Genomic DNA, 17,321 nt, shown 5'->3' on the forward strand with positions numbered 1-17,321 from the left:
GCCGGGGCCCTATCGCGACGGGGCCACGGTCCCCTCCGGTCCGGCCGATTTCAGCGCCTCGCTTGAGCCGAACTTTCCCCGATATTCCTGAGGGTTCACGCCCAACCGCCGGCGGAAGGCGCGCCGCATGCGCTCCTCGTCGGCAAAGCCGCACCGCACAGCGATTTCCTTGATGGATTGCCGCGTCTCCTCCAAGGCGCGGCGGGCGGCATCGAGGCGCAGTTCCTCCACCACCTTGGCCGGCGTGCGGCCGGTGCGCGCCGCATAGAGGCGGGCGAAGGTGCGCGGACTCATGGAGACGCGTTGCGCCAGCGCTTCCACGCGCAGGTCTCGGTCGAGGTGATCGCTGATCCAGCTGTGCAGCGCCTCGAAGCTCTTGTCGTCCGCCTCTTGCAAGGCGAGCGGCACGGAGAACTGCGTCTGCCCCCCTGCCCTCTTGAGGAAGACGACGAGCCGCTTGGCGACCCGGATGGCTTCCGCATGGCCCCGGTCGTCCTCGATCAATGCGAGCGCCAGATCAATACCCGCGGTGACGCCAGCGGAGGTCCAGATGGGGCCGTCATGCTCGTAGATGGCATCGGGCGAGACGGTCAGTTCGGGAAAGCGATCCTGCAGGAGCCGGCAGGAGCCCCAGTGCGTGACCACCCGCCTCCGATCCAGGAGCCCGGCGGCGGCCAGCACGAAAGTGCCCGTGCACACCGAGCACAGGCGGCGGATTCCGCCGGCCTGGCTGGCGAGCCAGGCGAGAAGCCGCGGCTCGCGGGCCGCCTCATGGACGCCGGGCCCTCCGACAATGACAAGCGTGTCCACCGCGCCCACGTCGGACAGCGGCGCGCTCATCACCTCCAGGCCGCAGGACGTGCGCACAAGCCCGCCCTCGGCGGAGGCCACCGTCAGCCGATAGGGCGGTGCCCCGGCGTCGGGCGTCTCACACGACAGCTCGAACACCGCCAGTGGGCCGGACAGGTCGAGCAGAAGGGCCTGGGGGAAGACGACGAAGACCACGTGTCGCTGCTGCAAGGCGCCCTCCGTGCATGGCCGGCCGCTGGCAGGAAAGGTGGGCAGAATGTCGTTTCCGCCGCTCCCTGTCATGCACAAACTCATGCCACCACACAAAAGGGGAACGACATGAGTCAGAAAACGCTTGAAATTGGGCTGCTCTTCTTTCCCGGCATGACCCAGCTGGACGTGACCGGGCCGTTCGAGGTGTTGGCCCGGCTTCCGGGCGCCCGGATCCACCTTTTGTGGAAGTCCATTGAACCCATCACCAGCGATGTGGGACTCACCTTAATGCCCACAACCACCTTCGCGGATTGCCCGAAGCTGGATGTGCTGTGCGTCGGCGGCGGGCCGGGCCAGATGGCGCTCATGGACGATCCCGAAGTGATGGCCTTCGTCGCCTCCGCCGGGGCGAGCGCGCGCTATGTCACCTCCGTGTGCGCGGGCTGCTTCATCCTGGCCGGCGCCGGCCTTCTGGACGGCTACAAGTCCGCCTGCCATTGGCTGTCGCGCGACCAGCTCGCCATTCTCGGCGCCATCCCGGTGAAGGAACGTATCGTGGTGGATCGCAACCGGATCTCCGGCGGCGGGGTGACGGCCGGGATCGATTTTGCCTTCCAGGTGGCCGCGGAACTGTGCGGCGACGAGGTGGCCAAGCGGCTCCAGCTGATGCTGGAATACGATCCCAAGCCGCCCTTCGACATCAGCGAGGACAACGCCCCCGCCGCGCTGCTCGCCGAGGTGCGCGCGGCCGCCAGCCCGATGCTGGAGGAACGTCGCCGGTCCAGTGAGCGGGCGGTGGCACGGCTGCGCGAAACAGCCGCCGCCCCTGTCTCCGGAGCGGCATGATGACCGCCCGGATCACCGCGCTGGAGGAGGACGGCCAGCGCATCTTCCGGTTCGCGGACCCGACGGCTGGCCTGTCGGGTGTCATCGTGGTGGACTCGCTGGCGCTCGGCCCGGCCACGGGCGGATGCCGCTTCTGGCACTATGACGATCCGGCCGACATGCTTTCGGACGCGCGCCGCCTCGCCCGGGGGATGAGCTACAAGAATGCCATGGCGGGGCTCCCGCTCGGCGGCGGCAAGTCGGTGCTCCACCGGCCCGAAGGGCCGTTCGACCGCACCGCCTTGTTCCAGGCCTTCGGCCGGGTGCTTGATGAGATCGGCGGCGACTATCTGGCTGCCGAGGACGTGGGCACCACGCCGGGCGACATGGAGGTGGTGCGCGGGGAGACGCCTTATGTGTTCGGCCTCCCAAGCCAAGGCGGCCGCGCGGGAGGCGATCCCTCGCCCTGGACCGCGCTCGGCGTGTTCCTGTGCATTGCCCATGTGTGCGCCCGGCAGGGCTTGGCCCTGTCGCAGACGCGCGTGGCGGTGCAGGGACTCGGGCATGTAGGGGCAGATCTCTGCCGCCAATTGCACGCAGCCGGCGCCAAGCTCGTTGTCTCCGACATCCAGCCCGAGGCGGTGGAGCGCATCCGCGTGGAGATGCCGGTGGACGTGATGGCACCGAACGAGATTCACACTGCGCAAGCCCATATTTTCGCCCCCTGCGCGCTGGGCGGGGGCCTCAACCCCATCACCATTCCCGACATGCGCGCGCGCTGCGTCGTGGGCGCGGCCAACAACCAGCTGGCGAGCGAGGCGGATGCCGGGCGCCTGCATGAGCTGGGCATCCTCTATGTTCCCGACTTCGTGGCGAATGCCGGGGGCATTATCAATGTGGCCGCCGAATATCTGGGCCACGGCGAAGACCAGGTCCGCGCCGCCGTGAACCGCATTCCGCTGCGCCTCGCAGAGGTGCTTGACCGCGCCGATGCGGCGCAGTGCCCCCCCGCCTCTGTGGCCGATGACATGGCGAGGACGCTCATCGAACAGGCCAGCCGAACGGTGGCCGAAAACGAGGGAAAACGGCCATTGTAGCCAACGCCCCCAGGGCGCAGGATTTTGCCAAGAACAAGCGGTGGCGGCGGACCCGCGGTCACGTTCGCCACCCATCCTTCATCCAGGAAGCCGCGAAGACGGCTCGCAGGGGAACAGCAGACATGACACCCATTGACGACGTAAAAAGACGCCGACGCGGCTTGAACTTCACATGGTCCTCGGGCGTGGCCGCCCTCATGGTGCTCGCCGTCATGGCGAGCCCGGCCACCGCCGAGATTTCCGACGGTGTCGTAAAGATCGGCATCCTCAACGACCAATCGGGTCCCTTTTCGGATCTGGCCGGCAAGGGCTCCGTCGTCGCCGCCAAGCTGGCGGTGGAGGACTTCAAGAAGCTCTCCCCGGAGGTGAAGGTGGAGCTGCTGGTGGCGGACCACCAGAACAAGGCGGACGTGGGCGCACAGATCGTCCGGCGCTGGTTCGCCGAAGGGGTCGACATGGTGGCCGATGTCACCAATTCGGCCGTCGCGCTCGCCGTCCAGTCTCTGGCGCGCGAAAAGAACAAGGTGGTCATGTATTCGGCGGTGGGCACGGTGGACATCACCGGCAAGCAGTGCGCGCCGACGGGATTTGCCTGGCTTCACGACAATTACAACTTGGTCGCCGGCCCCATCCGCAAGCTGGTCAGCCAGGGCCAGGACAAGTGGTTCTTCATCGCCGCCGACTATGCCTTCGGACGGAACATGGTGGCCGAATCCGAGCGGATGCTGAAATCGGTGGGGGGAAAGTCCCTCGGCGCGGTTTTCCACCCGATCGGCAATGCTGATTATTCCTCCTTCCTGCTGCAGGCGCAGGGTTCGGGAGCCAAGGTGGTCGCCCTCGCCAATGCCGGCGAGCAACTCGTCTCCTCCATCAAGCAGTGGAACGAGTTCAACATGAGCGCCGGCGGCCAGACGCCAGTGGCATTGCTGATGTTCCTCACCGACATCCACGGCATGGGCCTGCAGACGGCCCGCGGGCTCACCGGCATGACGGCCTGGTACTGGGATCTCAATGACGACACCCGCGCCTTCGCCAAGCGCTTCTTTGCCCTGCACGGCGCGATGCCGACGGCGCCGCAGGCGGCGGTCTATTCCGCCGTTTTCCACTATCTGAAGGCGGTGGCGGCCATCAAATCCGACGACACCGACCGGGTCGCCGAGAAGATGCGCGCGACGCCGGTGGAGGATTTCTACGCCCCCGGCGCGAAGCTCCGGCCGGACAACAAGCTCGCCCATGATTTCTATCTGGTCCAGGTGCGCGAGCCGAAGGAACTGGAGAAGCCCTGGGCCTACTACAAGGTGCTGGAGGTGGTTCCCGCCGATGTCGCCTTCCGCCCCCTGAGCGAGAGCGACTGCCCGATGGTCACGGGCGCGGCGAAGTAGGGCAACGCGCCGCTCCCCCGCCGGTCGCGATGCCGGCGGCAGGGAGCGGATTGCCTTAGAGGCGGAGGCATGGCGTCGTGGCGAGCAAAACGTTCGATTGCATCATTTCCGGCGGCCGGGTGGTGGATCCCGAGACCGGGCGCGACGAGATCGCCGATGTGGGGGTGAAGGACGGCCGCATCGCCCGTGTGGGGCACATCCCAGCGCGGGAGGGCGGGCATGTGGTCCAGGCCGCCGGACAGGTGGTCTGCCCGGGCTTCATCGACCTGCACGCCCACGGCCAGTCGGTGGCGGCGGACTGGATGCAGGCCTTCGACGGCGTGACGACCGCGCTGGAGCTGGAGGTGGGAGTCCTGCCGGTGAAAGCCTGGTATGAACGCCAGCAGACCGCCGGGCGGGTGCTCAATTATGGCGCCTCCGCAAGCTGGATCTTCGCCCGCAAGCAGGTGATGGCCGGCCTCGTGCCAGATCCCGCCCGCCACCCCATGGACCTGATGGGCGACGGCGCCGATGACCGCGGCGGATGGTCGAGCGGCATCGCTCCTGCGGCAGACGTGGACCGCATCTGCACGCTCGTGGCGGACGGGCTGCGCGAGGGCGGCATCGGCGTCGGCATCGCCCATGGCTATGCGCCCGGGGCCGGCATGAAGGAGATGACGCGCATTTGCGAGCTCGCCGCCCGCGTCCACGCCCCGACTTTCACCCACATCGCTCATATGGCCAATGCGGATCCGCAAAGCTCCGAGGAGTCCTATGTCCGCATCCTCGGGCTCGCCGCAGCCACCGGCGCGCACATGCACATCTGCCACCTCAACTCCACCTCCCTGCACGACATCGAACGCTGTCGCGCGCTCATCAGGGAAGCGCAGGCGCGCGGGCTTCCGGTCACGGTGGAAGCCTATCCGTACGGCACCGGCGCAACGGTGATCTCAGCGCGCTTTTTCGCCGCCCCCGACTTTCCCGAGCGGACCGGCTCCGACTATTCCAGCATCGAGCTCATCCACAGCCGCCACCATGTGAAGGACCGGGCGGAGCTGCTGGCCACCCGCGCGCAGAATCCGTCCGCGCTCGTGGCCTGGCACTTCCTCGACCTGGAGCGCGAACCCGCCTTCGAGGGCCTGCTGGACCTCTCCGTCCTCTATCCCGGCGGCATCATCGCTTCCGATGGCATGCCCTGGGTGGAACCGGGTGGCGAGATCTATGAGGGGGAGGACTGGCCGCTGCCGGAGCGCCTGTCCTCTCATCCGCGCTCGGCCGGAACCTTCACGAAATTCATCGCCACTTATCATCGCGACCGCGCCTGCATCGACCTCATGGAGGCTCTGTCCAAATGCACCCTCCTGCCGGCGCGTCTGCTTGAACCCTGCCTGCCCGCCATGAAGCGGAAGGGCCGGCTCCAGGAAGGCTGCGACGCCGACATCCTGGTGTTCGATCCTCGGACCATCGACGCGAAGGCGAGCTTTTCCCGCATGACAGCGCCGGCCACCGGGGTCGATGTGCTGCTGGTGGGAGGATGCCCTGTCATCCGGGATGGCCAGCTCGACACCGGCCCGCGGCCGGGACAGGCGCTGCGTACCGAATGGGCCGCGCATGCCTGACGCCGCCGCCGCCATCCCGGTTCCAGTCCTTTTGATCGCGGGCGCGCTGGGCGCGGGAAAGACAAGCCTTATCAACAGTATGTTGCGCGCGGACCACGGCCTGGCGCTGGCTGTGATTGTCAACGATTTCGGCGCCATCGGCATCGACGAGGCCATCCTCTCCGCCGCCGGCCGGCCAGTGGTCGGCCTGAAGAATGGCTGCATCTGCTGTTCGCTCCAGGGCGATCTGCTGCGGACCCTGGCGACGGTGCTCTCGCTTGGCCGGCCGGTGGATGCCGTCGTGATCGAGGCCAGCGGCGTGTCAGATCCGCACGGCATCATCGCGGCGCTGTATGACCCGGTCTTGCGCGCCGCCGTGCGGCTGGACGCGGTTGTCACCGTGGTGGACGGCGAGGCGCACGCCCCCGACGACGAACTCTGGCTGGCGCAGTTGCAGGCGGCGGACATGGTGGTCCTCAGCAAGACCGCATCCCTGGACGCCGCCGGCCGCGAGCGGCTGCAGGCGATGATGGAGGCTCTGGGCAAGGCTTTGGTGTTCGAGGCGGACGCCACCGGCAGCGTGCCCCTGGCGGTCCTGCTGGGGGGAACGCTCCGTCCCAGCAAAGAGAGGGCAGACGACGCCGCGGTGATCCGCGATACGCGCTTCGCCCATATGGAATGGACCTCCCCTCGCCCGCTCGCCCTCTCCCGCTTCACGACTGCGCTCGAGCACCTCGCGCCCGTCCTGGTGCGGGCTAAGGGCTTGCTCCACGTACACGAACGGCCGGGACAGACGTTGCTCTTCCAGATGGTGGGCCGTCGCGCGAGCCTTGCCCCGGCGAACCTGCCCACGGACGGCGCGCGGCTCGTGCTGATCGGCCGCGCGGACCTGTTCGATCCCATCGCCGCCGCCCGTGAACTGGACGCCATGGCTGCCACCTAGAGCCGGATCCAGCCGCACGCCTTCAGGAGACCATCATGGCAGAGATTGCAGTTCTGGGCGCCGGCATGGTGGGCATCGCCACCGCCCTTGCCCTCCAGGCCCGCGGGCATTCCTGCGTGGTCGTCGATCGCGCCCCTCCGGGTTCGGAAACGAGCTATGGCAATGCGGGGATCATCCAGGCGGAGGCGGTTGAGCCTTATGCCCTGCCCGCGAGCCCCTGGGCGCTCGCCCGGCTGGCGCTTGGCGCCCGGAACGCCGTCGCTTTGCACTGGCCCTCCTTGCCCGGCCAGGCGCCCGGCCTCTTCGGCTATTGGCGGGCGTCCCGCCCCGGCCGGCTGCGCGCGGCCATCCCGCTTTGGCGCGAGCTTGTGCGCGAGGCGCTGCCCGGGCATGCGGCGCTGGTCGCGGCGTCTGGAGCCGAGGATCTCGTGCGCCGACAGGGCTATTGGGAAGTGCACGAGACCGCGCGGGGACTGGCCGCAGCCGCTGGGGAAGCGGAGCGCAAAAGGGCCGAGCACGGAGTGTCCTTCTCGCTGGTGGACGGCAGGGCGTTGGCGCATGCCGAACCTGCGCTGCGGCGGGCGCCAGCGGGTGCCATTCACTGGACCGACCCGTGGACATGCCTGTCGCCCGGGCGCCTGGCGGGCGCCTATGCCCGCCTCTTCGAGGCACGGGGCGGACGCATCCTCCAAGGCGATGCACGCACGCTCCAGCAGGCCGGCCCCAGATGGCGGGTGGCGGGGGAGAGCGCGGAGCACGTGGTGGTGGCGCTGGGACCGTGGTCTGCGGAATTGCTGCGGCCGCTGGGCTATCATGTCCCCATGGTGCGCAAACGCGGCTACCACCGGCATTATGGCAGCTGGGCGGGACTTCTGCGCCCCATGCTGCTGGCCGACCATTCGGTGGTGCTGTCGCCCATGCTGGACGGCCTGCGGATCGCGACAGCGGCCGAGCTCTCCGCCCGCGCGCCGGGCCTCGAGCCGCGCCAACTGGCGAAGGGGGAGGCGGCGGCGCGCACCCTGCTCGACATCGGGGCACCCGTCGAATCGGTCCCCTGGTCGGGCACCCGTCCCTGCTTGCCGGGCCTGCTGCCGCTGGTGTGCCGCGCGCCCCGCCATAAGGGCCTGTGGCTGCATTTCGGACACGGGCACCAGGGGCTGACCCTGGGACCCGCGACCGCCGAGCGGCTGGCCCGCGCCATGGACGGGGACCTCGCCGCCATCGCCGGCCTCGACCGTGGCCTGTAGGGCGGTGACGGGGGAAAGACTTCGCGTGACGGGGCATGGCCCTGCCGCGCGTGGCTTACTGCGCCCGTGCTGCGGCGGCGCGCGCCAGGGCCAGGCGCCGCTCCTTCGCGGGCCTCATGCGATCCTGCAGCATGGCCAATACTTCGGCCGGAGCCGTCTCCGGGGAACCGGCATCGAACGGGGGAGCAGGGTTATATTCCATACGCAGCTGGATGGCCTCGGCGGTGCGGCGGTCCACCAGTTCCGAGACCACGGTGAGGCCGAGATCAATGCCGGCGGTGATGCCGCCGCCGGTGATCCTATTCCCGTCCACGCACACGCGCTCGCGCGAGGCGGTGACGCCGAAGACAGGCAGGACGTCGATGGCGCTCCAATGGGTGGCGGCCTTGCGGCCCTTCAGCAATCCCGCCGCCGCCAGGACCAGGGAGCCCGTGCACACGGAGGTCACGAAGGTCGCGCCCTCGGCCTGCTTGCGCAGGAAGTCCAGGACCTCGGCATCCACCATCAGCGCATCCGTGCCATATCCGCCAGGCACGCAGATCACGTCCAGTTGCGGACATTGCGCAAAGGTGGTGGTGGGGGTGATGGATAGGACCGTGTCGCTCTCGACCGGTGCCAGGCTCTTCCACACCAGATGGACCTGAGCGCCCGGAAGGCTGGAAAAGACCTGCAGCGGCCCCGTCATGTCCAGTTGCGTGATACGCGGGAAGACAAGCAAGCCGAACGTTGGAGATGACGACATTCTGCAGCTCTCGGATCAGATATTGACGCTGGGAGGATGACATGATGGCATCATATCTTGAATGTCATGGCTCCCTCGTTTTCGGACACGGCAATGATCGGCATCCTGATCTTCCCTGATTTTCAGCTGCTGGATGCGTCGGGCCCGGCGTCAGTGTTCGAGATCACGCGGCGTTTCGTTCCAGCCGCGCCGGGCCTCCAGATGATCGCAGCGACGGCGGGGCCGGTGCGCAGTTCCTGCGGCGTGGAGGTGCTGGCCTCCAGCCTCGCGGCTGCCCCTGCCCTCTCCACCCTCGTCATCGCCGGCGGGCTGGGCGTAGAGGCCGCGACCGATTGCAGGTCCACCCTCGCCTTCGTCCGCCGGCTCGCCCGGCGCGGCACCCGCGTGGCGAGCGTGTGCTCCGGCGCCTATGTGCTCGCGGCCGCCGGCCTGCTGGACGGGCGCAAGGCGACCACCCACTGGTGCCGCACCCAGGACTTCGTCTCCCGCTACCCGAAGGTGAAGCTCGATCCGGACCGCATCTTCCTGCGCGACGGAAACGTATGGACCTCGGCCGGCATCACAGCGGGGATCGACCTCGCACTGGCCATCGCCGCCGAGGATCATGGGGATGCGGTGGCCAAGGACGTCGCCTGCCAACTGGTGCTCTATCACCGGCGCAGCGGAGGGCAGTCGCAATTCTCCTCGCTGCTGGAGTTGAAGACGCCCAATGGCCGCTTCGGGCCCTTGCTCACCTGGGCTCGCGAGCATCTGCACAAGCCGCTCACCGTGGAAATTCTCGCGGACCGTGCCGGCCTGAGCCCCCGGCATTTCGCGCGCATCTTCACGGCCGAGACCGGCACGACCCCCTCCAAGGCGATCGAGCGCCTGCGCCTGGAAGCGGCGCGGGAATATGTGCAGTCCTCCAGCGAGCCGATTGAACACGTGGCCGAGACCACCGGCTTCCGCGACCCGGAGCGCATGCGCCGTGCCTTCGTCCGCGCCTTCGGCCAGCCACCCCAGGCCCTGCGCCGCACCGCCCGACGAGGCTAGTCGGCACTGCCGCCCTCACGAAGGCACATATTTCACGCTGGTATGTGCCCGCAGCCCATGGAACCGTTCATTGACACCGCCACGTCGATTGAGCCCAACTTTGGACCTCGACGAAATGGCTCGCCCCCCTGACGCACTTCCCGCAAACGCCAGTTGATCAACCGAAGCGGTTCGATTTCGACCGCCGCAGAACATTGAAGCAGGACCACAATGCTTCGGCAAATAGGCACCGGAGCCCGCAAAGCGGCTCCGGTGCCGGGGCGTGGTCTTATGGCTTCGCACCAGCGGCCATGGCGGCCCGCGCCTGGTCAACTAGATCAAGCCCGATCTTCTTGCTGTATTCTGTGACGACTGGTGCAACGCGCTCGCTCATGGCTGCCAGCGCTTCGGGCGTGGGGCGGGTAATCTTGAAGCCCTTCGCCTGGAGTTCGGCTTCCAACTGTTCTGACGCCTTGCGAGAAAGGTCGCGTTGGAAGGCTGCCGATTCCTTGGCCGCCTCCATGACCAGCGCCTTGTCCTGTTCAGAAAGACTTCCGAACCATTTACGGCTGGCGAGAAGGACGAACGGCGTATAAACGTGCCCCGTCTTGGCGAGATTGTTCTGCACCTCATACAATCTCGCAGTATAGATCAGCGCATATGGCGATTCCTGCGCGTCTACGGCTCGATTTTCCAAGGCGCTGTAAAGCTCAGGCCAAGGAAGTGGGGTCGGATTTGTACCCAGTGCCTTCCAGGTCGCGATGAACAGAGGGTTGGGTATGACCCGGATATTGAGTCCCGCCATATCCTGCACCGTGTTGACGGGGCGCTTGTTGTTCGTCATGTGACGGAAGCCGTTGTCCCACCAAGCCAGCCCAACGATGCCGGTCTTTTCCTTCAGCTGCGCGAACAGCTTTTCGCCCACCGCGCCGTCCATGACGGCATCCGCCGCAGCAAAGTCTTTATAGAAGAACGGAAGGTCGAAGATCATGAACTGAGGAACGACACCGACAAGGTTCGGTGTAGGTCCAACCATAATATCGATGAAGCCCGCCTGAACCGACGCCTGCATCTCGGGCTCGCTCCCGAGCAGGCCGTTGCCGAAGGTTTCGATCTTGATGCGGCCGCCGGTCTTCTCCGCCACGAGCTTCGCGAAATGGCGTGAAGCTTGTCCAACGGGATGATCGTCTACGGGCACGTATCCCAGGCGGGGATTCTGAGCCATCGCCGGAGAGGCGACCATAAACGCTCCCAACACTGCCGCCGCTAGAATTTTCAATTTCATATTTTATCCTCCCACCGGATTTTTTATTAGGACACAAAGGGCCACGACTATCATCAGGAAGGGAGCATGGCTGGCATTTGTTACCAGACAGGACGAGATGACTTGCGCCCTTCACACTGAATCGACGGCCCGTTAGTTGCAGAGACCTCCAAGTTGATGATGGCGCAGACGATCGTGGAACCTCGAATGTCTGGACTTGCGATGGACGGCACCCGCGAACCACTCGGCTGACGCCCGCCCGTCTCGACCAATGTGATCAAAACTCACGGCCCTACACGCGGCGGAGCGGCCATCGGCAACACAGCTCGAAGGATGCCCCAGAGCAGATACAAGCCCGGAAACCAGAACGATGACCACTATGTGGACATCCTGTCCAATAAGTTATGATGGCCAGACCAGAAACCGCTTGTCAACGCTTCATCGCCGCTTTGGCAGACCTGGGACCGGCGGCTGCGCTCTGAATAAAGATCTTTGCTGCCCAGCGTCACCTGCGAAGAAGCCACGGCGCTAAGCGGCGGCTGATGGCAGAGACCCGGAGCCGATGGCTTGACAAGGCCAGGCTTCCATATGCACATATATGGACACTATGTCCATATAGTGGGCATACCATGCTGAGAACCTTGCGTATGTACCCGTCGGATAAACGATGAAGTGCCGCCTGCCACGATGGCTGTAGCGATGCAGATGGGCGGAATATCAATGGAGAGCGGCAGCGTGCACACCATAACCTATCTTACAAATATCAGTTTCGGGATGGGAGCGTCGGACGCGCTCGCGGAAACACTGCGCGAACTCGGTGTATCGCGTCCGCTGGTGATCAGTGATCATGGCATTAAAGCCGCTGGTCTGCTCGACCGCCCGGGCTTTGCGTTTCTAAGTTCGGCTCCTCTCTTCCTGGACGTCCCCACCAACCCGACGGAAAGCGCCGTTGCTGCGGGCCTGGACCTGTATAGGCAAGGCGGCTGCGATGGCGTCGTCGCCATCGGTGGGGGGTCTCCCATCGACCTTGCGAAGGGCGTGGCTCTGCTTGCCACACATGATGGCGAACTGGAGCGTTACGCGGCTATACTGGGCGGGTTGGCTCGCATCACCAGCGCGGTGGCGCCGCTCGTCGCCATCCCGACAACGGCTGGCACGGGCTCAGAGGTAGGCCGCGCGGCGCTGATCACGTTGGATGATGGCCGGAAGCTCGGCTTCATCAGCCCGTTCCTGATCCCGCGCAGAGCGGTTTGTGACCCGGCCCTGACACTGGGGCTTCCTCCTGGCCTGACGGCCTCGACAGGCCTTGATGCACTCTCGCACTGTATCGAAACGTACCTGTCCCCCCGCTTCAACCCACCGGCCGAGGCCATCGCCACGGACGGCTTCAAGCGCATCTGGAAGGCTTTGCCTGTGGCATATGCCGATGGCGCGAACGCGGAGGCGCGGACCGAGCTCATGATGGGCGCGCTGGAAGGCGGGCTGACATTCCAGAAAGGCCTGGGCGCCGTCCATGCGCTGAGCCATGCCCTCGGCGGCCTCAAGGAGGCGAAGCTGCATCATGGAACGCTCAACGCCATCCTGATGCCGATCGTCCTGCGGTGGAATGTGGAAGTCGAAGCCGTGGCCGAGAAGGTCCGCACCCTTGAAAGCCTGGCGGGGCTCGAAGCCACAAGCCTTGCCGACGCACTGGACGATTTGAACCGTCGCTTGAACATCACGCCGAGACTGTCCGAACTTGGGGTGCCTCGCCACGTCCTTGATTGGGTGTGTGACCGCGCCCTTGCAGACCACAGTCATCCGACCAATCCCCGTCCCTTGGCCAAGGAAGACTATGCCGCGATCCTGGAGGCCGTCTTCTAAGCTCAGAACGCCCGGAGAAGAACCAAGGAGGTGGTTCCGTGAGACCGATCGTGATCGTGACGGGCGCCAGCCATGGCATCGGTGCGGCTACGGCGAGGCTGTTCGCCGCTGAGGGTTATGATGTTTGCATAAACTACCTCTCGGACAGCGCCGCCGCGTCAGAGGTCATTCAGGCTTGCCGGGCCACGGGCGCACGGGCCATCGCGGTTCAAGGAGACGTGGGCAGGAGGGAGGACATACAGGCTCTGTTCAAGGCCTGTGACGATGAACTTGGGAGAGTGACGTGCCTGATCAACAATGCCGGGATCATCGGGAAAGCCGGCAGGATTGAAGAGTTGCAGCCTGCAGTGCTTGAAGCCGCCTTCAGGGTCAACGTCTTCGGCGTCATGTACTGTATCCAGGAGGCCGCCAAACGCATGTCCACCCGCAAGGGCGGCCAAGGCGGAACCATCGTGAACATGTCCTCTCTGGCCGCCTTGCTCGGCAGCCCCAACGAATATGTCCACTATGCCGCCACCAAGGGGGCCGTGGAATCCCTCACTTTCGGCGCGGGCAAGGAGCTGGCCCCCGATGGCATTCGCGTCAACGCCATCCGCGTCGGGACCACCAACACACGGATCCACACGCAAGGCGGAAATCCGGAGCGCCCGGCCAGGATCGCCGCGATCACACCCATGGGGCGCATTGCGGAGCCCGAGGACATCGCGCGCGCTGCCCTGATGCTCGCGTCTCCCGGCTCCGGGTTCATGACGGGCACCTTGATCACGGTCGCCGGAGGCCTCTGAGGCCCGACGGTCGACAAACTGCAAAGAGGCGTGCGGAGCCCCCCACGCCTGCTGAGACAGAAGTCGCCGCCCAAGGACGTGCGCGACCCCAGACTTGAGGTGCGCCAGCGCCCGCACTTCCGGTGTCAGGACCCCCGCGGTCCCTGTGGGGACCGCGGAAGTGGTCGCGGATGACCCCTTCAACTCCTGGACATTTCCACCCTCAATGGAGCCAGCTCGCCGGCACGGTCACCAATGCCGGGAACAGAACCAGCAGCAAAATCAAGAGCATCTGGACCACAAGGTAGGGCATGGCGCCCTTTGTGGCTGCCTCCATCGAAACGCCGCTGATGCCGCACACCGTGTTGAGGACTGTTCCGACGGGCGGTGTGATCAGGCCGACCGCGTTGACCATCATGAAGATCACCCCGAAATAGACGGGGTCGATGCCAGCCGCCTTGACCACAGGCATAAGGATGGGCGCCAGAATTGTGATGGAAGGTGCGAAGTCCAGCGCCGTGCCGACGAGGAAGACCGCAAGGACGATCATACTCATCAACAGGACCGGCGAGTTGATGAACGGCTGCAGTGTACTGACGAGCTGGGCAGGCATATTGGAGATGGTCAGCATGAAACCGGAAATCGCGGAGGCTGCGACCAGCAGCATGATCACCGCCGTCAGGCGCCCGGCCGCGAGCAGTGCATCATAGAGCGCCCGCGGTGTCAGCTCGCGATAAACAAACAGCCCCACAAACAGGGCATAGGCGGCAGCAACGACCCCCGCCTCCGTTGGAGTAAAGACGCCGAACCGCAGTCCCGCCAGGATGATCACCGGCATGATCAATGCCCAACCGGCGGTCATGATGGTTTTGGGGAGATCCCTGCGTGGCAGCTTGGGCCGAACCGCCGCCGTCTCCTTTTTCGAGAGGAACCACCAGGCGATCATGAGGCTGAGCCCCATCATGACCCCCGGCACGATTCCGGCGAAGAACAGCCCGACGATGGAAATATTTGCGGTGACGCCGAGGATGATGAACCCCACAGACGGGGGGATAATGGGCGCGATAATGCCTGTCGCCGCCATCAGGCCCGAGGCTCGGCCCATGTGGTAGCCGGCATTGCGCATCAGCGGGACCAGCATGACCGCGAGCGTCGCCGTATCGGCGATTGCCGAGCCTGAGACGCTGGCAAGGACCAGACCCGTTCCAATGACCACATAGCCGAGGCCGCCTCGGATGTGACCAACGAGCGCCAACGCCACGTTTACGATGCGGCGGGAGAGGCCGCCGGCGTTCATCAACTCGCCGGCGATGAGAAAGAAAGGGATCGCCATCAGCGGATAGCTGTCCGCACCATTGACCAAGCGTTGGGCCAAGATGTTCGCATCCAGATTTCCCATCAAAAGCATCATCGCGACGGCCGACAGCATCAGCGCGAAAGCTATGGGAATTCCGATGCCCATGGCACCGAGGAGGGAGGTGATAAAGACCAGGCCGCTCACGGTGTGTCCTCCGAAGCGCGTGAGGGGAGCACCACGGGTAGCGGCTCAACATGCTCTACGCCCGACCAAGGCGCAGGCAAGAGGCCGCGCAGCGAGCGCCACAGATCGAGAAGGAGAACAAGGGCCATGAGGATCGCGGCGACGAACCCGGCGGCATAGATAGCCCCGACGGGAATTCCCGATAGGGCCAGGACGTTGTCCCATTCTATGAGCGTGAGCGCCCAACTGCCTTCTCCCAGAAGCCAGCAGCACCACAACATCAAGCCGTATGACACAAAAAAGCAGACGAAACGGGCCGCTCGAGGCAAACGGACGACCAGAGAGTCGACACCAAGGTGCGCACCCTTGGCCAGGGCAACCACGGATCCCATGAAGATGACCCAGACGAGGACCACACGGGAGACCTCGACGGCAAACGGAATGCCCGAGCTGAAGCCGTAGCGCAGCACGACGTTTGTGAAGATTAGGAGGCTGATAATGGCCATCCCGATGACGACGAAGACATCAAACGCTTTGAATAGCCGATTCAATGCTGAAGACATGGCCGCTCACAAAAGTTGTGCGCGCATGCGACTTTCGCCGCATTCCAACGAAGATCCGCATATTTTGAGCCGGGCACTTCCCGCAAGATGGATGGGTCACGCCCACATAGCGGTCCCAGTCGGACTGCGCGCAAGATAAAGGCGACTATTCCCCCAGCCGGGATGACAGGGGGCCCCAGGCAATTCGTCCCGTGTCAGACACCTTCCACCACGGCCAAATGCACAGTGGCGTGCTTCTCCCGCGCCTTGATGGCCTTTTGATACTCGGCAGAGTTGTAGCAGGCGAGCGCCGTCTCGTAGTCCTTGAACTCGATGACTGCCAGACGGTTTGCGTCAGGGCCTTCCATAACCTGGCTCTGCCCAGCGCGAACAACAAACGAAGCGCCGTATTTGTCGAAGGCAGCCTTATTCAAAGCAATGTATTCTTTGTATCCATCATGATTTGCAATGTCGACCATTGCAACCCAGTAGCCTTTCTTGGACATTTGCTTCCTCCCACAATGAACTCCCCGCCTTCTCTAGCGGAAGGCTCGGAAGGCCCTATCCATTCACGTTCGGCTTTTGAGAGTTTGCCGTTGATCCGCCTCGATCACGCGGCTAGAACCGAGAAGAGTATTGACTACAATGTGGACAACTTGCCCAAGTTTTGTAGTGCCGTCATGTCCGGATGTCAAGCTGGCGAGGTATTTCCGTGACCCAAAGGGAATCGCAGGACGAGAGCGATGCAGCGCCTCACCACGTGCAAGGAGCGGCCTCGTTCTCGAAATTCATGGCGGTGCTGCAAATCATTGCCGAGGCTCCCGGCGCGCTGAACATTGCGCAGCTTACAAAGCGCGCGCCGTTTCCCCGGGGTACGGTCTACCGCCTTGTTTCAGCGCTCATGGCGGAGGGTCTCGTTACCCAGACGGGAGAGAATGGAACGTTTCGCCTTGGGCCGCGACTTCTCCAGTTTGCAGCAAAAACGTGGGAAGATTCCGACCTGCGGACGATCGCAAGGGATTTCCTTGTATCGCTCCGCGACGCCACGGACGAGGCCGTGCATCTTGCTGTGCCCAGCAACAACCGGATGGTCTACATAGACAAGCTGGTGGGCTCCAACCGGGTGCAGATGAAAACCAGTATTGGTGGCCAGGTCGAACTTCACTCCACGTCCGTCGGAAAGGCGTGGCTGTCCGGGCTTCCAGATCAACGGCTCCAGGACGTTCTCAAGAACCTTGAGCTGACGCGCCACACCGCCAAGACGTTCACGACTCCCGCGGCGCTGCTCGCTGAGTTGAAGCGCACGCGTGAGCAGGGGTTCGCGTTCGATGACGAGGAAAACGAACCGGACATTCGCTGTTTCGGCAGCCCGATCTTCAATCGGTCGCGGGAGCCGGTCGGAGCAGTAAGCATCAGCATGCCGGTGTACCGGCACGACGAGCGCCGGCACGAACTGTGCGGAAGATTGGTGCGCGAAACGGCCCAGCGGATCAGCGCCGAATTGTCCCGGATGCTTTAGCGTCTGGGCAGATCCCTCCACGTCACTGGAACAAGAATCTTCTTAAAAGCTGGCGGAAGGGGT

General features: G+C 64.9%; 16 protein-coding genes. 10 read left to right on the forward strand and 6 right to left on the reverse strand.

What is annotated here, in order from left to right:
• Positions 1–9: 9 nt before the first annotated feature.
• Positions 10–1,020, reverse strand: a complete 1,011-nt coding sequence (locus PV781_RS02640) for a GlxA family transcriptional regulator (protein WP_274774066.1) — start codon at positions 1,018–1,020, stop codon at positions 10–12.
• A gap of 108 nt (positions 1,021–1,128) precedes the next feature.
• Between PV781_RS02640 and PV781_RS02645 the strand changes: the two genes are divergently transcribed.
• The 6 genes from PV781_RS02645 to PV781_RS02670 all read left to right on the forward strand — a co-directional run bounded on the left by PV781_RS02645 (position 1,129) and on the right by PV781_RS02670 (position 8,073).
• On the forward strand, positions 1,129–1,848 hold the full coding sequence (locus PV781_RS02645) for a DJ-1/PfpI family protein (protein ID WP_274774067.1): 720 nt from the start codon (positions 1,129–1,131) through the stop codon (positions 1,846–1,848).
• Positions 1,845–2,924, forward strand: coding sequence for a Leu/Phe/Val dehydrogenase (locus PV781_RS02650; protein ID WP_274774068.1), 1,080 nt, complete (start codon positions 1,845–1,847; stop codon positions 2,922–2,924). The genes PV781_RS02645 and PV781_RS02650 overlap by 4 nt, the downstream gene beginning before the upstream one ends.
• Positions 2,925–3,046: 122 nt before the next feature.
• The gene (locus tag PV781_RS02655) at positions 3,047–4,306 is read left to right on the forward strand and encodes an ABC transporter substrate-binding protein (RefSeq protein ID WP_274774069.1); all 1,260 of its coding nucleotides are present in this window, start codon (positions 3,047–3,049) and stop codon (positions 4,304–4,306) included.
• Between the two features lie 77 nt (positions 4,307–4,383).
• Entirely contained in the window at positions 4,384–5,904 is a 1,521-nt protein-coding gene (locus tag PV781_RS02660) for an amidohydrolase family protein (protein WP_274774070.1), read from the forward strand.
• Positions 5,897–6,826, forward strand: coding sequence for a CobW family GTP-binding protein (locus PV781_RS02665; protein WP_274774071.1), 930 nt, complete (start codon positions 5,897–5,899; stop codon positions 6,824–6,826). Before PV781_RS02660 ends, PV781_RS02665 begins: the two co-directional genes overlap by 8 nt.
• A 35-nt stretch (positions 6,827–6,861) precedes the next feature.
• The gene (locus PV781_RS02670) at positions 6,862–8,073 is read left to right on the forward strand and encodes an NAD(P)/FAD-dependent oxidoreductase (protein WP_274774072.1); all 1,212 of its coding nucleotides are present in this window, start codon (positions 6,862–6,864) and stop codon (positions 8,071–8,073) included.
• Between the two features lie 55 nt (positions 8,074–8,128).
• Here the strand turns inward: PV781_RS02670 and PV781_RS02675 are convergent, their stop codons facing one another.
• Positions 8,129–8,815, reverse strand: a complete 687-nt coding sequence (locus PV781_RS02675) for a DJ-1/PfpI family protein (protein ID WP_274774073.1) — start codon at positions 8,813–8,815, stop codon at positions 8,129–8,131.
• A 93-nt stretch (positions 8,816–8,908) separates the two neighbouring features.
• Between PV781_RS02675 and PV781_RS02680 the strand changes: the two genes are divergently transcribed.
• Positions 8,909–9,847, forward strand: coding sequence for a GlxA family transcriptional regulator (locus tag PV781_RS02680; protein WP_274774074.1), 939 nt, complete (start codon positions 8,909–8,911; stop codon positions 9,845–9,847).
• Positions 9,848–10,115: 268 nt separating this feature from the next.
• On the opposite strand, the gene PV781_RS02685 is transcribed toward PV781_RS02680, so the two are convergent.
• On the reverse strand, positions 10,116–11,111 hold the full coding sequence (locus PV781_RS02685) for a TRAP transporter substrate-binding protein (RefSeq protein WP_274774075.1): 996 nt from the start codon (positions 11,109–11,111) through the stop codon (positions 10,116–10,118).
• Between the two features lie 714 nt (positions 11,112–11,825).
• Between PV781_RS02685 and PV781_RS02690 the strand changes: the two genes are divergently transcribed.
• On the forward strand, positions 11,826–12,953 hold the full coding sequence (locus PV781_RS02690) for an iron-containing alcohol dehydrogenase (protein ID WP_274774158.1): 1,128 nt from the start codon (positions 11,826–11,828) through the stop codon (positions 12,951–12,953).
• A gap of 38 nt (positions 12,954–12,991) precedes the next feature.
• Entirely contained in the window at positions 12,992–13,738 is a 747-nt protein-coding gene (locus tag PV781_RS02695) for an SDR family oxidoreductase (protein WP_274774076.1), read from the forward strand.
• Positions 13,739–13,940: 202 nt separating this feature from the next.
• Here PV781_RS02695 and PV781_RS02700 read toward each other — a convergent pair whose 3' ends face one another.
• The 3 genes from PV781_RS02700 to PV781_RS02710 all read right to left on the reverse strand — a co-directional run bounded on the left by PV781_RS02700 (position 13,941) and on the right by PV781_RS02710 (position 16,245).
• Positions 13,941–15,218 carry a TRAP transporter large permease gene (locus tag PV781_RS02700; protein ID WP_274774077.1) on the reverse strand — a complete coding sequence of 426 codons (1,278 nt, stop codon included), beginning with the start codon at positions 15,216–15,218 and terminating at the stop codon, positions 13,941–13,943.
• A complete protein-coding gene (locus tag PV781_RS02705) occupies positions 15,215–15,760 on the reverse strand; it encodes a TRAP transporter small permease (RefSeq protein WP_274774078.1) in 546 nt (181 codons plus the stop codon). Before PV781_RS02705 ends, PV781_RS02700 begins: the two co-directional genes overlap by 4 nt.
• Positions 15,761–15,954: 194 nt before the next feature.
• Positions 15,955–16,245 carry a DUF1330 domain-containing protein gene (locus PV781_RS02710; protein ID WP_274774079.1) on the reverse strand — a complete coding sequence of 97 codons (291 nt, stop codon included), beginning with the start codon at positions 16,243–16,245 and terminating at the stop codon, positions 15,955–15,957.
• A 206-nt stretch (positions 16,246–16,451) separates the two neighbouring features.
• Between PV781_RS02710 and PV781_RS02715 the strand changes: the two genes are divergently transcribed.
• Positions 16,452–17,258, forward strand: a complete 807-nt coding sequence (locus PV781_RS02715) for an IclR family transcriptional regulator (protein ID WP_274774080.1) — start codon at positions 16,452–16,454, stop codon at positions 17,256–17,258.
• Positions 17,259–17,321 lie beyond the last annotated feature (63 nt).

The sequence above is a fragment of the Aquabacter sediminis genome, assembly GCF_028863665.1.
GTDB lineage: Bacteria > Pseudomonadota > Alphaproteobacteria > Rhizobiales > Xanthobacteraceae > L1I39.

Bases quoted from the DNA above. Each gene is read 5' to 3' on its own strand.
- PV781_RS02655 (WP_274774069.1), top strand. From the start codon at position 3,047: ATGACACCCATTGACGACGTAAAAAGACGCCGACGCGGCTTGAACTTC.
- PV781_RS02665 (WP_274774071.1), top strand. From the start codon at position 5,897: ATGCCTGACGCCGCCGCCGCCATCCCGGTTCCAGTCCTTTTGATCGCG.
- PV781_RS02650 (WP_274774068.1), top strand. From the start codon at position 1,845: ATGATGACCGCCCGGATCACCGCGCTGGAGGAGGACGGCCAGCGCATC.
- PV781_RS02685 (WP_274774075.1), bottom strand. From the start codon at position 11,111: ATGAAATTGAAAATTCTAGCGGCGGCAGTGTTGGGAGCGTTTATGGTC.
- PV781_RS02645 (WP_274774067.1), top strand. From the start codon at position 1,129: ATGAGTCAGAAAACGCTTGAAATTGGGCTGCTCTTCTTTCCCGGCATG.
- PV781_RS02680 (WP_274774074.1), top strand. From the start codon at position 8,909: ATGATCGGCATCCTGATCTTCCCTGATTTTCAGCTGCTGGATGCGTCG.
- PV781_RS02705 (WP_274774078.1), bottom strand. From the start codon at position 15,760: ATGTCTTCAGCATTGAATCGGCTATTCAAAGCGTTTGATGTCTTCGTC.
- PV781_RS02710 (WP_274774079.1), bottom strand. From the start codon at position 16,245: ATGTCCAAGAAAGGCTACTGGGTTGCAATGGTCGACATTGCAAATCAT.
- PV781_RS02675 (WP_274774073.1), bottom strand. From the start codon at position 8,815: ATGTCGTCATCTCCAACGTTCGGCTTGCTTGTCTTCCCGCGTATCACG.
- PV781_RS02670 (WP_274774072.1), top strand. From the start codon at position 6,862: ATGGCAGAGATTGCAGTTCTGGGCGCCGGCATGGTGGGCATCGCCACC.